The organism is Chryseobacterium sp. HNCC26DJ238 (assembly GCF_057180465.1).
Genome location: NZ_JBXUGI010000006.1, coordinates 66139 through 82613, shown reverse-complemented (window position 1 = coordinate 82613; position 16475 = coordinate 66139). Strand labels below are relative to the sequence as shown.

Annotated in this window: 10 protein-coding genes; all 10 read right to left on the bottom strand. The window is 37.7% G+C overall.

Annotated features, from left to right (window positions below; genetic code table 11):
• Positions 1 to 35: 35 nt before the first annotated feature.
• Positions 36 to 938, bottom strand: a complete 903-nt coding sequence (locus AC2A07_RS07420) for an alpha/beta hydrolase (RefSeq protein ID WP_484049886.1) — start codon at positions 936 to 938, stop codon at positions 36 to 38.
• Positions 939 to 1206: 268 nt separating this feature from the next.
• Positions 1207 to 2868 (bottom strand): glycoside hydrolase family 28 protein, encoded by a 1662-nt coding sequence (locus AC2A07_RS07415; protein ID WP_484049885.1) that lies wholly within the window; start codon positions 2866 to 2868, stop codon positions 1207 to 1209.
• 10 nt (positions 2869 to 2878) lie between these two features.
• Complete coding sequence (locus AC2A07_RS07410; protein WP_484049884.1) at positions 2879 to 3706, bottom strand: rhamnogalacturonan acetylesterase; 828 nt, start codon at positions 3704 to 3706, stop codon at positions 2879 to 2881.
• Positions 3707 to 3892: 186 nt separating this feature from the next.
• Positions 3893 to 5533: a glycoside hydrolase family 43 protein gene (locus AC2A07_RS07405; protein WP_484049883.1), complete on the bottom strand. Its 1641-nt coding sequence runs from the start codon at positions 5531 to 5533 to the stop codon at positions 3893 to 3895.
• A gap of 267 nt (positions 5534 to 5800) precedes the next feature.
• Positions 5801 to 7063, bottom strand: a complete 1263-nt coding sequence (locus AC2A07_RS07400) for a glycoside hydrolase family 88 protein (protein WP_314496917.1) — start codon at positions 7061 to 7063, stop codon at positions 5801 to 5803.
• A gap of 12 nt (positions 7064 to 7075) precedes the next feature.
• Positions 7076 to 8086, bottom strand: a complete 1011-nt coding sequence (locus AC2A07_RS07395; RefSeq protein WP_484049882.1) for a DUF4861 family protein — start codon at positions 8084 to 8086, stop codon at positions 7076 to 7078.
• Between the two features lie 45 nt (positions 8087 to 8131).
• Complete coding sequence (locus tag AC2A07_RS07390; RefSeq protein ID WP_484049881.1) at positions 8132 to 9550, bottom strand: pectate lyase family protein; 1419 nt, start codon at positions 9548 to 9550, stop codon at positions 8132 to 8134.
• Positions 9551 to 9783: 233 nt separating this feature from the next.
• Positions 9784 to 10800 (bottom strand): pectinesterase family protein, encoded by a 1017-nt coding sequence (locus tag AC2A07_RS07385; protein ID WP_484049880.1) that lies wholly within the window; start codon positions 10798 to 10800, stop codon positions 9784 to 9786.
• A gap of 83 nt (positions 10801 to 10883) precedes the next feature.
• Entirely contained in the window at positions 10884 to 12722 is a 1839-nt protein-coding gene (locus tag AC2A07_RS07380; RefSeq protein ID WP_484049879.1) for a RagB/SusD family nutrient uptake outer membrane protein, read from the bottom strand.
• A gap of 10 nt (positions 12723 to 12732) precedes the next feature.
• Positions 12733 to 15741, bottom strand: coding sequence for a TonB-dependent receptor (locus AC2A07_RS07375; protein ID WP_314496931.1), 3009 nt, complete (start codon positions 15739 to 15741; stop codon positions 12733 to 12735).
• Positions 15742 to 16475: the final 734 nt, after the last annotated feature.

Here is a 16475-nt window from a genome sequence, read left to right as displayed (position 1 = left end):
TAACCTTAACCTTAACCTTAATCTTAACCTCAATTTTACTTCAACGTTTTATCCAAGAAATCCACCGTCAAATTCAAAGTTTCTGAGAACCAAGGTTCGGCAGACCAAAATGAGTGAGGGGTATCTTTAATTTCGTGAAATTCTGTAAATGTATGATAGCTTTTCAATTTCTTCATCATATCATCTCTTCCTGCATGGAAACGGGGTTGAGAAGAATTGATGAATAGGGTAGGAGGCGTGTTTTTGTCCACAAATTCCAGTGGGGACGCATCTGTCCAATTTTTTAAATTGACTTTTCTGTCGCCACCCAACCAAAATGCTGCGTAAGTGCTTTCCTCTGCTTCGGGATGAATAAACGAGACGATTCCGTCAACATTCACGATGGCTTTTATTTTTCCTTTTGCTTTTACACCGACCAAAGTAGCGATTTGTGCTCCGGCTGATTCGCCTAATATTGCTATTTTTTTTGAATTTAATGAATATTTTTTTCTATTTTTCTTTAAAAATTTAATCGCATTATTCACATCTTCAATCGCTGCAGGATATTTTGCCACTTCGCTCAAACGGTAACCCACTGCGATGGCAACATAGCCTTTCGCTGCCAATTCCTGAGCCATATATTTTTCATTTTCCCTGCTTCCGGAAATCCAGCCACCACCGTGAACCAATGCGATTCCGGGATATTTTTTGGATTTGTCTACCGGATAATAAATATCTGCTTTCAGGGATAATCCGTTGATGTTGGCATATTCCACATCTTTATCTATTCCTACACCGGGCGGAACAGTCCTGTTCAGTGGAGTGATGAAAGGATATTTCTTTTTAAGTTTTTCATAGGTTGCTTCATTGGTGTAAGGAGAAGCATTCGGCTTTGTCTGACCGAATGCCTTTGCTCCTACAAAAAAAACAAAAAGAAAATATAGTTTGTGAAAACTCATTTTAAATTAATTTGGTTTTGTTCAACCGCAAACTTTTTAGTTTAACCATAAATCGTAAGATTCGACGTAGTCAAAAGTCACAAAAGTTTTTGACACATTAGAAACTTTTAAGTTTAAATGTTTGAGAATATTTAGAGCACATAAGTTGAAAAATTAAAATTTTTCCTGTGCGCCTGCATCCAGAATGCGTAAACCCGAATTGCATATCCCGAAACCCGGATCACCTATCGCAAACTCGCATCTCAAATCTCAAACTTCAAATCTCAAATTACTTCACCGCATTCTTCGCAATCTCTTTTGAGATGCTCAGTTGCTCACCTTTAACGTCTTTTGGAAGTTTTACCGATGTGGTTTTTGCTCCCAGAATTTTGATGGTTGGTTTTTGATTTGATTCTAATTTTAAAGTGGAAAGGTCAATATTTTTACTGTTTAAAATAGTTGTACCGATTCCTTCCGTGTATTTTAATGTAACATTTTTAAGTTGAATTCCGTCTGCGTCAACGATTGTTAAACCTTTTTTAGTTTCAAACTGAGAATCTTCAATCACGATATTTTTAAGATTCATTTCTGCCAAACCAAATAAAGAAATCGCTTCGTCAGAATTGGTTGCAGTGATATTTTTAAAATAAATATTTCTGAAAACAGGTGTTTCTTCAGTTACCGGATATGTTTTTTCCGGAGCTTTGTTTCCTTCCGCTTTTTGTCCGTCTTCCAAAACAGGAGAAGCACCTTCGTAGAACATATTAAAACCAATTGTCTGCGTCGGAATGTTGATCATATCAATATTTTTGATATAAATATTTTCAACTACACCACCCCTTCCACGGGTTGTTTTGAAACGAAGACCAATGTCTGTTCCGATGAAAGTACAGTCTGAAACGTGCATATTTCTCGCACCGCCAGACATTTCACTTCCGATTACGAAACCTCCGTGACCGTGATAGACCATATTGTTTTTGATGATTACGTTTTCAGTTGGCATTCCTCTTTTTCTTCCGTCTTCATTTTTCCCTGATTTGATACAGATCGCATCATCTCCAACGTCAAAAGTATTGTCGTAAATCAAAACATTTTTACAAGATTCCAAATCTACACCGTCACCGTTTTGAGAATACCATGGGTTTCTAACCGTAAGATTTCTTAAAATTAAATTGGAAGTCATCAATGGATGAAGGTTCCAGGCAGGAGAATTCTGGAAAGTAGGACCATCCAAAAGAACCTGATCACAACCTACGATACTCACCATTACCGGACGAAGAAAATCTTTTACAGATTCCAGTTCAGCTTTGTTGATTTTATCAGGAACATTGAAGCTTGAACTGGCTTCAAATCCTTTTTTATAGCTTTCTGATGGATACCAGGTTTTACCGTCTTTTGAAACAATTCCTCCCGATGCTACGAATTTTTTCCATTCAGCTTCAGATAATTTACCTTTTTTTACGGCTCTCCACGCATCACCACTTCCGTCAATTACGCCTTTACCTGTAATCGCAATGTTTTTCGCATTTCTTGCAGAGATTGGAGACTGGCATCTGATGGTATTCAAACCTTCAAAACTCACGTCCACCAAAGGATAATCGCTTTTGTCTGTGCTGAAAATAATCATCGCACCGTCTTCAACATGAAGATTGATGTTGCTTTGCAAAACGATGGGTCCTGTTAACCAAAGCCCTCTCGGCACAACCAGTTTACCGCCCCCTTTTTTCACCAATGCGTCGATTGCTTTTTTGAAAGCTTCGGTATTTTTTACACTTCCACCTGCAACACCTCCAAAATCCCTAATCGATACAGTGTTTGCTGCGAATGAAGTTTCCATTACTTTGGGCATTTTAAACTCAATGCCTTTGTAAATATCTGTATCTTGAGCGTAGAATTGTCCCGAAAACATCATTGCCGCAACAAGACCTATTATTTTGAATGACTTCTTCATTATTTCTTTATTATTTTGTTTTAATTATATTTTTAAATTCTGTGAACACCATCTGTGCCACCACTTTGGCTCCTTCCTGCTGAAAGTGGGTGTTATCTTTATTGCCTTTCGGATACGCTTCATAAAGGCCTTCCGGAAGATTCATAAAGTAATGGCTGCTTACATAATCCTGTCCTTTTTTGGTGAAGAAACCCATGGATATTTTGTTTAAATCAATATAGGGAACATTCATTTCCTTTGCAATATCAATTGGAGCCTTCCAATATTCTCCGTGTATATTTTCCAGTTTGCCGTCTTTCCAAGGGAAGTTCCTTGCAACCGGAGTGATGATGATAGGCTTGCCGCCTTTTTGAATGGTTTGAGTAACGAATAATCTTAAAAATTCTTTGTAACCCTCGATATTCACGTAACGTTCTGTATGCTTTTCGGATCCGTCATTGTGACCGAACTGCATCATCACATAATCGCCAGGTTTTAAATTTTCATATACAAATCTCCATCTCCCTTCCTGAAAAAATGTTCTTGTGCTTCTTCCGCCGTGCGCGCGGTCGATGATTGTTACCGAATCTTTTAATGACGTTAAACCCCTCAAGCTGTCTTTCACAAAAAACGGCTGAAAAACCTGTCCCCATCCTGTAATCGGATAACGAACTTTCAGATAATCTTTTCCAGGCTCATAATTTCCTGTGTAATCGGCCATTGTAGAATCTCCGATGAGGAAAATGCGGGTGACTCTTTTATCGGATTTAGTTTTAGCAACTGCATTTTGCGACTGACATGACGACAGAAGAAATGCTGCAACTAAAAATAAAATGATATGATTAAATGTTTTGTTCATTACTGAAATTATCAACCAAATTTTTTAAAACACTTAAGATATTCTATGTCTAAAAAATTACTTGAATAAGTGTACTTAAGTTTTGAAAATCTGCGATTTTCTTTTTTTTACCCTGCAGATTAAACAGATGAGTCAGATTTTAATTAAAATTCATCCGAGAAAATCCGAGAAATCTGTGCGAAATATCTAATTTTTTGTTATTCTAAAATATTCAAAATCTGCATAACCACCGCGGTTTGCTTTCTGAGTGCTCACAGAATATAATCCGACTTTAGCACCGATCCATTTTCCGGGTTTTGCCTGAAAAGGTTCGCCGGCTCTGATGAAATTTTTACCGTTTTCGCTGTAGCTGAAAGTACAGATCCCATTAGGTTCACTGACGTTTACTTTCAGATAAACTTCATTTCCTTTTAATTTAGCCTCAAATAACATCTTTTCAACGCCGCCTTTATCGGCTTTTTCAGCTTTTCTCAACTGTACATAATAACCGTCAGGTTTGTTTGTTATTACGATTGAGGCATGATCCAGTCCCATGATCAGTAGCCCCGCTGTTTTTCCTTCTTTTGCGTCTTCGGGACTTAATTTAACTTTAGTGGAAGCTGCAAAATTAGGAGCCGGAAATTTTTGAGTCAGTAAATTGGGAACATTCCAGAGGTTGAGTTCACCTTCAGGAACTTTCATCGAAAATAGCCTCAGGAATTTCTGCCCGGGAAGCTTGGATGACCAGACAATATTTTCATTGGCACTCCACTGCCACTGTAAACCTAATTTTTCACCATCAAACTCATCCGTTTCAGGTGGAGTAACAGCCGGATACGTTTTACCCACATTTGGTTTTTTGTATGTAAGTACAGGCTCGCCGATTCCGTTTTTATCGTTATCAGTTCCTATGACCGGCCAGTCTTTTTCCCATTTCATTGGTTGTAAATGCACGATTCTTCCCCCTGCATCCACATCCTGAAAATGATAGAACCAGTCTTCACCGGAAGGAGTATCCACCCAGGCTCCCTGATGCGGACCGTTTATTGTTGTTTTTCCCTGTTCAAGAACTATTTTTTCTTCGTACGGGCCGTAGATATTTTTTGATCTTAAAACCAGTTGCCACCCTGTAGCCACTCCTCCCGCCGGAGCAAAAATATAATAATAGCCGTTTCTTTTATACATTTTTGGACCTTCAACTGTAGGATGGGCATCGTGACCATCAAAAACATGAACTCCTTTATCTAGAACTTTTGTTCCTTCAGGATTCATTTTATTTAAAGATAAAATACTTTTAACTCCGGCCCGGCTTCCTGCCCATCCGTGAACAAGGTAGACCTGTCCGTCTTCATCCCAGAAAGGGCAGGAATCAATCAAACCTTTTCCTTCCATAACCAAAACAGGTTCTTCCCATTTTCCAAGTGGATCTTTGGTTTTTACCATGTAAATTCCGTAATCAGGATCTCCCCAATAAATGTAGAACTCACCTTTGTGAAAACGGATGCTCGGTGCCCACACTGCATCACCTCTTCTGGGAACGGAGAAATGTTCTGCCGGCAAAACATCCTGAATGGCATAATTCACCAATTTCCAGTTAACCATATCTTTTGAATGAAGAATCGGCAATCCAGGAGCTTCATTGAAGCTTGATGCGGTCATATAATAGTCATCACCAACCCGTGTAACGTCAGGATCTGAATAATCTGCATATAAAACGGGATTTCTGTAGTTTTTTCCCTGATCGGCAGTCCAGACTTCTGAGACGTAAGGTTTTTCCTGTGCACTTACATAAGTTGATGCAATGGAAAATGCGGTGATTGAAAGTATATTTAAAATTATTTTTGTCATAAAATCAGATTTTTGATCTGGGTTTTTAAACGCAATGAACACAAAGATTTTTTACTGTTGCTCTGCATATTTTTCGTTCGCAAAGGCTCTCTGCTCAGCAAAGGCTTGAAGTTTAATTATGCTTTTATTTTTTTACCATTAAATTTTGTTAAATACTTGGTACAGCTAATTTAGCTTCGCTCCTGGTAAGTACTCACTAAAATCTGGATTTTAACCTTAATGAATCTTAACTTTTTAAGTACTCTTAATGGTTTGATTTTTTAAATTTTATTTCTCAAATTCCAAACTTGCCAGAATAAATGGTCCTGTTCCTTTTCCGTCGTTGGAACGGATTTCCTCATTGACATAATATTCATAAGAACCGTCTCTGTAAGGCTTTCCTCCCAAGCCTGCAACAGCACAGCATTTATTTAAATTTACAACTCCGTTTTCATCGACAGAGATCAGGTTTTTGATAATTCCGTCGTATCCTTTTTTGGCAGCAGCTTTATAAGATTTTGGAAGATATCCCTTGTTCACCGATTTGATCATCGTATAAACAAACATGGCCGATGCAGTGGCCTCTTCGTAATTACCATTGGCTAATGGTTTATCTAAAACCTGGTACCAGAGACCTGATTTTTCATCCTGATATTTAATAACAGCATCAGAATAGGATTTGATATAAGAGATAATTCGGGCCCTTCCCGGGTGGTCTTGAGGTAAATAATCCAAAACGTCGACCATCGCCATTCCGTACCAGCCCATTGCTCTTCCCCAGAAATTTGGTGAAAGTCCGGTTTCTTTATTTGCCCAAGCCTGTTCTTTACTTTCATCCCATGCGTGATAAAGCAATCCTGTTTTTTTATCTAAAAGATTTTTCTGTACTGAATCAAACTGCATAACAATATCATCATACGCTTTTGTGGCATCTGCACCTTTAGTGAAGTCTTTCGTGTAATGCGTGTAAAAAGGCATTCCCATGTAAAGACCATCTAACCAGACCTGGTTAGGATATATTTTTTTATGCCAGAAAGATCCCTCATTGGTTCTCGGTTGTCCGTTAATCTGTAAACGGAGCGTTTGAAGTGCTTTCAGGTATTTTTCCTTTTTTTCTTTTTCGTAAAGATAAAGCAGGACATTTCCGCTGTTCAGCATATCAATATTATACTTGTCAAGATCATAGGTAAGAATAGTACCGTCTTCTTTGATCAGTTTTTCTCCGAAATCACTGATGTAATCATAATATTCTTTTTTCCCTGTTTTAATGTAAAGCTGTTCTGCACCGTCTAAGACAATGGCAGAAGGATAGGTCCATTTCGGGCTTTTGCTGAAATCAAGCATCCAGGCTTCAGGAAAACGCTGCATTTCGGAGAGCATCATTCTTTCAGACCATTTAAGGTTTACAGGAACTACTTTTCCTGATTTTGATGTTTCGGCTGACACTTTTTTTGCTGCAGTTGCATTTTTTGTCTGTGCACAGGCAAGGAACATCCCTGAACCTAAAACGGCAACAGCATATATTTTTAATTTTTGATGAATAAAACTCATTGTGATTCAATTTTAAAGTTGATTGTTATTATCTAAAATTTCTAATTTTTTATCTAAATCCTTATAAAACTCTTCTTCAGTTTTTAAACCGCCTGGTTCCTGAGACCAAGCCCCCATAAAGTAATACGAAACATTTTTGGTCTTTTTGAAAACGACAGTATGAGTCGATTTTGTTGTTACGATTTTATCTAAATTTCCGATAGGGTAGAAGATGACCATCCCCAGATTATCTTCCTTTTTAGCTAACGTCTGCGTTCCGTAAGTCGCAATGTAGCCCCATTTTTTGTTTTTACTGACCGCCTCTTTCATGGGAATGTCTTTAAATGCCACAATTCCGGTACATAAACCTGAAATTGTTTCAGTTAAATTTAAATCAACTTTCACAAAACGGTCTTTATTAAAAATCGTCAGCTTAGACTGAAGGTCAACGGCTTTGCCCCATGTTTTCCAGCCTTTGTAATCGATGGTTGCAAACGATTTATCTTTTTCATTAAAAACTTTTGCAGACGTATTTTTTACCACTTTAAAAGTTTCAACAAAATCATTCTGCTCATCATATCTTCCGTAAGAACCAATCCCGATGGTACGGCCTGATTTCAAAATATCCTGTCCCCACGGTGCATCGTGGTGATAAGATTCAAAGCCGTCCTGTCCGACTTCCGGCAATACAAGCGTAGTGACTTTTTTACCGAAAATATCGGTGGCATTTCTCCAGTCCAGGTATAATCTGTAGCCAATTTGATTGTTTTCCAACCCTATTCCTTCGTATCTGATATACGACGAGTGATCCGTATGTTCTGTAGGAAGTGTTAACTCATTAACGTTTTTAAAAGTTCCGCCGATGTATTCGTTGCCCTGCCATTTTCCACCTTCTTTTACTGATAATTCTGCGTAAGAGAAAGGGGCTTTGGGGTTTTTACGGATTTTCTCAATTACGTTTTTCTGTGCGAAAAACGAGCCTGCAGCAAAAAGAGCTCCCGTTACAAAAAGTTTATATATGGTTTTTTTAAATTTTTCTTTCATAATACTGTTATATTGGATAACCAATTCAAGGTAAAGTTCAAAAATTTACTGTTTTTCGGTTATTTTTTTCACAAGGTCATTTATATATACCTCTATATTATCATAGTTTTTGTCTAAATCTCTTCCGTTGGCATCAGCTTTTTTAGGGTTGAGATTATGTTTAATTTCCCATGTGTCGGGCATTCCGTCGTTATCCGAATCCAAATGGGGTTTTTCCGTTTTCAATTCAGGAAACCCTCCCACATCTTCCTGGGAATCAATAATTCCATTGTCACTTCCACGCGATCCTTTGTGTGAAAAAGTTCCTTGTTTCACATCTTTTAATACTCTCAAATCTACGGCATCCCGTACCAGACTTGCTCCGGCAATATTCAGTATTTTTTCATAAGCCTCTTTAGGAGAATCGGTTTTTACATTATTCTGAATATCGTGTGGCTGATTGATTTTAATTGAATTTTTATCAGCATCTGTGAGATCATAGGAAGTTTTCATTTGACTGAAGACTCCTTTTGCCCAATTGTCTGCAGTAACTTCAGGATTTCCTTCGGAAACATTTCCGTTGATATAATATTTGCCCCAAATATTGTAAACTTCAGTCTCTGGCTTCTCATTTTTGTCGATGGCAACAATTCTTTTTGTGGTTAAAGTTGCAGGTCCCGGCTTATAGTAGTTGTTGATGATATTGACATTCATTCCTTCGCCGCCGTAGATGTTGTTGTGCCCCCAGTTGTAAATCACATTGTTTCTGAAATCAACCAAATCTGTCAGCGCAAACTTACTTCCTGCGTATTCTCCCAACCGCGGATTTCTGCTGTCATGATTGGCATACATATTATGATGGAAAGATGCGGATTTTCCGCCTGCAATTCCGCCGTAGCCGTGAGCACCTTTCCGGTGGGCAGAATTTCTTAAACTTTCTGCAATCACACACCATTGAAGCGTGGTATTTTCATTAACATATATGGAAACCGTCTCATCGGTAGACCAGCTCATCGAACAATGGTCGACCATTAAATTTTTTATAAATCTTGCACCCAAAGCATCGCCTTCATACTTTTTTTTGTCACCCATTCTGAATCTCATGTAACGGATGATGATATTGTCTGCGGATACAAAAGTTTCGTAGTTGGCAATGGTGATTCCGTCTCCCGGAGCTGTTTGTCCTGCAACGGTAACGTTGCCTTCTTTTATTTTTAAAGGAGATTCCAGATAAATTGTTCCTGATGTTTTAAAAATAATGTATCTCGCGCCTTTTTGTTCCAAAGCGTGTCTTAAAGTCCCTTCTGAACCGTCATCAGTGAGTTTAGTTACTGAAAAAACTTTTCCACCGCGTCCTCCGGTTGTGAATCTTCCGAAACCTTCAGCACCGGGAAAACTTAGTGTTTTTTCCTGAGCCGAAACCTGCAGAGAGAGCATTGCGAGAATGCCTGTTGCGAAGATTTTATGTTTCAGAATGAATTTCATCTAACTATTATTTCATTATTTTGATGGACTGCTGATTTATATTATTAATTAGCAGGTCGCTCTTACGGAGCTTTGATTTTTATTGATCATTAATTTTCTATTAACAGTAAATCCCGATGGGATTATGCACAGCTCCATTAGCAGCGAACTATTCATAGAGATAATTGGTTTTTAGGATAAAAGCTTCAAAGGAGCTATCTGGTAATTTTATTTCTTATCTGGAAAAAATGATTTTATTTAAAACTTTTCTTAAAATTCCAGTCGTCTTTCCCTTTTAAAATATTTTTTGCTGTATACTTTTTACTTTGTTCTTTTGTCAGTTGATGCGACCATAAAACTCTTTTTGAGGAATCACTTCCTGCTCCTTTAGAATTGTATTCTGCGTAAAAAGTCGTTTTTTCAGCATCAGGTTTAGACCAGTTGTGCCAACCTTCCGGCTTAATTGTGGAATCGATTGCACAATTAATATAGACCGTTTTTGCAAATGGTCTCCATGGACGTCCCAAATATACTGAATCTGCATCTGCATCTCCCTTTAATGTACAGTTAATAAATACATATCCAAACTCACTCCCCTGTGGAGTGGAGGCTGCTGTGATATAAGAAGCATTTTTTTTGGAATAGATAGTGCAGCTATCAAAAACAGCTGTACCGGCTCCGAAAATAAAATCGGTGGTTCCTTCAATATAGCAGTTTTTAAAATAGTTACGTGATGATTTTCTCTGATCAGGATTATCCTGTGTCCCTTTGGTATAAAGAGTATCCTGAAATCCCAGGAATTTACAGTTCTCAAAAGCAATTCTGTCGCCTGTCGTTAAAACAGCAACAGCTTGTCCCACCGGACCTGCATCATTTTGAAATGTGATATTTTTAGCTGAGAAATCATTTGAAAAGATGAATAGAGTAGATGAACCTGTAGTTCCGATGTTTTTACCTTCACTATTTTGCTTTGAGGCGTAGTCCCCATAAACTAAAACAGTGTTTTCGGGAGTTTCTCCTATTAGAAAAATTGCTCCTTTTTCCTGCGGTACAGTAATTTTTTCTCTGTAGATTCCGCGTTTAATAATAATGTTTGTCTGCTTTTCTGTATTGTTTTCAACAGAATTTATCGCATCCTGAATGGTCATGAAGTCTCCTTTTCCGTCTTTCGAAACCACGATTGTTCTGCCGGAAGTTTGGAAAGAAAAAACACTGAGAAGAATAACGAATGCTGAAATTGCTGTAAGAAAATTTTTAAGAATTGCTGACATAAATTTTTCTTTAGGAAAAATACAGACTTTACACCGGTGAAGGAGAAAGTCTGTATCAAAATTAATATAAATGTATCTTGATTCTAATAACCGTAATCCTGGGTAAGATTATAGTTAGAATTGATTACGTCTAACGCAATCGGCAGAAGTTCTTTTTTATTCGGCTGGAAATAGTAGGCATAACTCTTCACCGGATCTCCACTGATATAAGGCTGGGTCATGGCCAGTCGCCAGTTAACCTTAGTATATCCTGTAGGGGTGGCAACAGACTGATTGGGACTGTAGAAAATATCAGCCTTAGCAACACTTCCCGTGGTATAGAAATCAATATCCAGAACGTTTTGCTGAGCCGTTTTTGTAGGAACATAGTTCGCAACTGTCGATGCCGGTTTTTTATAGAAAATATATTCGGGAACATTGGCATAAGCACCCGTACCATTCATAAACTGGGTAAGTTTCTGTCTCGTTTCGTTGATTTTAGTTTCCAGAAGGTTCCATCTGATCAGGTCATACTTTCTCAGACCTTCTCCACCAAATTCCAATGATCTTTCTTTAACCAGATAGTTGAAGAAACCTGTTTTATCTGTAGGAATTGTTCCGACCTGTCCTAAATTCCCTGCATAAGCTCTCTGTCTCACTGATAAAACCGCATTTACAGCTTCCTGGGAAGGACCGTTGTGTAATTCATTATCAGCTTCTGCAAACATCAGTAGAATGTCGGCATATCTGATCAGAGGCCAGTCAATTCCAAGATTCTGTGAAGTTCCGACGATGCTTGTCCACGATTTTCTGAATTTTCCGTCATTCCAGTTAATCGATGTCTGAAGATCTTCCTGTTTTGTAGCACTTACTCTGAAGATCGCTACGTTAACATCCCTTCTGACATCAAATTTTGTAAATTCATAAAAGTATACCGGGATCGCATTGATACCACCTGAAGATCTCCAGTCTGTATCATCATGTCTCAAACCATTGTAATAACCAATCTTACTGTCTGTTCTTGAATTTCCTCCAAAAGCTCCGATTGCGTAAATAACTTCATTGGTAGCGTCCGCTGTATTGGTATGTAAAGCCCTGAATAAGCCTTCATAACTCGGATTTAATTTATGCTGCCCTGAATTCATGATATCCCTGCACTCATCATAAGCGATCTGATAATATTTTTGAGGATTGGATCCCTGCATCATCTGCTGTGGGCTTCTTCTCAGTGAATATCCTGCTCTTGTCAAAGCAATTCTGGCTCTCAAACCTTTTACCGCACCTTTAGAAATTCTCTGGGCAGTTGTATTTCCTTCAGATTTCCATGGTACAAGAGCCTCTGCTTTTAATAAATCGTCAAGAATCTTATCATAAATGACATCTCTGTCGGTTTTCTGCAGATACAGCGAAGGAAGATCGGCAGATGGTATGTCCTGAAAGGGAACATCCCCCCAGTTTTTAATCAGATCATGATAAAAATGGGCTCTTAGAGTCAAAGCTTCACCTAAATAACGGTCCATTAATTTTTTATCTGCATCAGAACCAGTCTGGTATACCGGTGAAATAGGAATATTCTTGATAACAAGATTTGCTCTTTCAATTCCTGCATACGTATCTAAAAACGGTCTGAGAAGTTCTGTGTTTGTAGGAATTGCTCCGAAACAGCTGATCCCCCGTCTGTCATTGGCATTATAATCACCTGAAGTTCTGAAATCATCACCGGACTGGGTAAGGATCAGATTCATTCTCTGACCGTAGGTATTATCTCCCATCGTGCTGTTGTAAACTCCAACCAATGCAGAAAATGTATCTGAAGCAGAATCAAACTGTTGTTTTTCTGCTGTGTTTGATAAACTTTCTACCTCAAGATAATCGCTGCAGGAGCTTAGCGTTACAACCCCGGCAACCGAAAATAAAAGCTTTAGATATTTATATTTTTTCATAATAGTACGTTTAAAAAGTGATATCAACTCCAGATAGAATAAATCTGCTTCTTGGATATGCAGCATAATCTACTCCGGGCGTTAAAGGGTTTCTTCTTGTATTTGCTTCAGGGTCATATCCTGAATATCCTGTAATCGTAAATACATTGTTCATGGTAAAATACAGCCTGAAATTTGATAGACCGAGCTGTTTGGTAAAATCTTTTCCAAGAGAATAACCCAGCGTTACGTTGTTTAATCTTAAAAAAGATCCGTCTTCAATACCGTAAGAATGTAAGATATAGGCTCCGGCAGGAGGGGTCCACATGGTCGTGTTGGCATTTAATGCCGCCAGTGCTGTCGGATCATTTACCTTAACACCTTTGTCGTCAAACCATCTCCAACGGTCTGCTACTTCCGCTAACATATTATTGTCTCTGTACAGGTACTGGGTAGAATATTCAAGCTTATTGGCATTGTATACCTTATTGCCTACAGAAAAGTTGAACATTAAACTCATGTCCCAGTTTTTATAACGGAAGGTCTGATTAAATCCTCCATAGAATTTCGGCTGGGCATTTCCCAGATCAGTCATGTCATTATTGTCAATCAAACCATCACCATTCAGATCCTGAAGTTTAAGATCTCCCGGCTGTATTGCTCTTGCACCATTTGCTGCAGAAGCAGAACTGGGAACACCTGCCTTCAGAGTATAAACCTGTGTAGCTGCATTATAATCAAAATCACTGATTTCATATCTGCCTGCTGTCATATATCCCCAATAGGTACCTACCGGTTTGCCTACCTGCACAAGAAAGTCATTTAGATTATTCTGCCAGCCTGAAGGATATAAATAATAATTGGCACTTGCGGATGCATTATTTCCTAAGCTTTTGATTGTATTTTTGTTAGAAGATATATTGGCATCAATTTTCCAGGTGAAATTTTCTTTATCGATGATCGCACTTCCCACAGTGAATTCAATTCCTTTATTAGTCGTGCTTCCTGAATTCTGATATTGAAATTCATATCCTAAGTTCTGAGGAATTTTGGCTAAAAGCAATAAGTCTTTTGTATCTGTCTGATACAAATCAATATTACCGTACACTCTTCCTTTGAAAAGCCCAAAATCCAAACCTATATTTTTAGATGTCGCCGATTCCCATTTTACATTTTTATTTGCCAGGATATTTCCTGTTGTAGCACCGGGAGTTACATTGGTTCCAAATGCATATCCGTAATCAGACGATGTGATAAAAAATGTATCATAGAGGAAAGATCCTATCCTGTTGTTTCCTGATAAGCCGTATCCTGCACGAAGTTTTAATTCACTGACTGTTCTGCTGTCCTTTAAGAAGTCTTCTTCAGCGATTTTCCATGCAACAGAAGCTGCAGGGAAATAGCCCCATTTGTTTCCCGGTCCAAATACACTTGAGCCGTCTGCTCTCATCGAAGCAGTAAAAATGTATTTATTATTAAAGATGTAGTTAGCTCTCCCAAAGAATGATGCTAACCGATCAGGCACCCTTCCTGCTTTTGGAGCGTCCTGAACCAATCCTGAAGGAGGGGAAGCTGACTGAATATTGGCAAATGCTTCTTGGGCACTTATTGACTTTGGAAACCACTTGATATTCATTGTCAGTGATTCTCCATCTGTTTTTACGGTTTCCTGTCCAACTAATAAGTCCAGCTTATGCCTGCCATAGGTTTTTCTGAAATTTAACGTGTTGGTATTGGTGATTCTTCTTGTTTGAGCCTGACTGAGAAAAACAACAGGCTGATCATTGTTTTGTCTTGCAAGGCTGGTTACTGTACCGGAAAACTGGTTGACAGACTCATCTCTCTGAACATATCCGATCACACTTCTGAAAGTGAAATTTTTGTTGAATTTATATTCGATCGTTCCATTAAGAAGAAGGTCATTTCTGCTGTTTTCTCTAACTTCGCTGTTCGCTAATAAAACAGGATTCACAAGATTGGTCTGGTCTGCAAACAGAGGATCAAACTCATCAACATTGACGGTCGAACCCCCTTCAAACGGTTGATATCTTACCGCATTTCTTAATCGGTTTGAACTTTGAGAACCTGTAGATGAGGTTCCTGCCCCAAAAATGGTCTGTCTGCTGTATCTGGTATTTAAACCAATGCTTAACTTCTTTGAAATGTCATAATCATATTTGAAATTTGCCATGTTTCTTTTGAAACCTGACCCGATCATAATCCCGTCTTCCTGTACGTTATTCAGGGATAGTGAGAAAGCAGAATTTTCAGATCCGCCTGTAATTCCTACATTATGGGTAAAGTTAAATGCTTCCCTTCCGAAAACTTCATCTTGCCAGTCTTTCTTTTTGACTGTTTTGTATTTGCCTAACTGGTCATAGGTTCCGTACCTTGTTGTAAAAGCATCAATATCTGTCTGTATCCCTGCTTTGTTGTATAATTCATATTGATAGAGAACATACTGATAGGGATCCAGTACGTCAATCGTATTCTGGATCTTCCTTACTCCCAAAAATCCATTATAGTTAATGGAGGTCTTGGCTCTTTTACGGCCGCCTTTTGTTGTAATCAAAACCACTCCGTTCGCTCCTCTGGCCCCGTAAATATTGGTCGATGACGCATCTTTCAGAACCTCAATCGATTCAATTTCTTTTGGGGATAAAATAGATAAGGCGTTATCCATCTGTATACCGTCTACGATATAGAGCGGTGCATTGCTGCCTGTAATTGAGTTACCACCCCTGATTACAATATCAACATCAGCACCCGGTGATCCTTCACTCAGCGCTACCCGTACCCCTGCCATTCTTCCCTGGATGGCTTCAGCTGCGTTATTTGACGGCATATCTTTAATAGCTTCAGCTTTCACAGATGATACCGCATTTGTTACATCTTTTTTAGAAACTTTGGTATACCCTACCAAAACAACTTCGTCAATATTGGTTTCTTTTTCTTTTCCCTTCTCCTGCGCAAAGCCAAGTACCGGAAGCAGGAAAACAGTCAAATATAACCACTTTATTGAATGTACTTTTTTATTCATTATAATATCCTTATATAGTTTTAATGTACGCTTAAGAGGTACATACAGCCTCTCATTTAGTTTTTGTGGATTTTAAGTACTCTGTTTATTTTGTATTGTTTCTGTTTACGCTTTTCTTGTGCAATCGATTGCGTAGTTTTTCACAACATATATTTATCGTGGCTTCTAAACTAATATTATTTTCCATTACACAAAGAAAAAAATATTATTTTTTCATTAATTTAAATGAAAATCAGTTTAAAGTGGGACAATATAAGAAAATTAATTATCTTTAATTGTTTGGTTTTCATTGTTTTATGTTGATGATGTTTTGAATTCTGGTAAGGTGAAAAAATGTAAGATTTCCTTCTTTCTGATCTTTGAAATCAAGAGAAAATGCATAAAAATTATTGATTTGGGGCATGATAAAATTCCCAAAACAGATACCGAACAGAGGATTTTTTAAATTTTAAGTGATTTATATCAGTTTTTCTGAATAATAAAAAAGATGTATTTTGTAATTATTGCCAAAATGCCATAATTTAACATCATCTAATAATAATTTCTAATTTATTATTATAAATATAATATAGATGCTCTAATCTCACTTTTTTATGGCATGATTTTTATATTACCAAATGTTTTAACTTAATTCAGTTAAAAAAAATACTTCTCAAGTTCTTAAAATTTCTTAATTTTCTTTAAAATATCAATTTTATTTAACTGAATATCAAATCGATAAAAATTTAAATAAA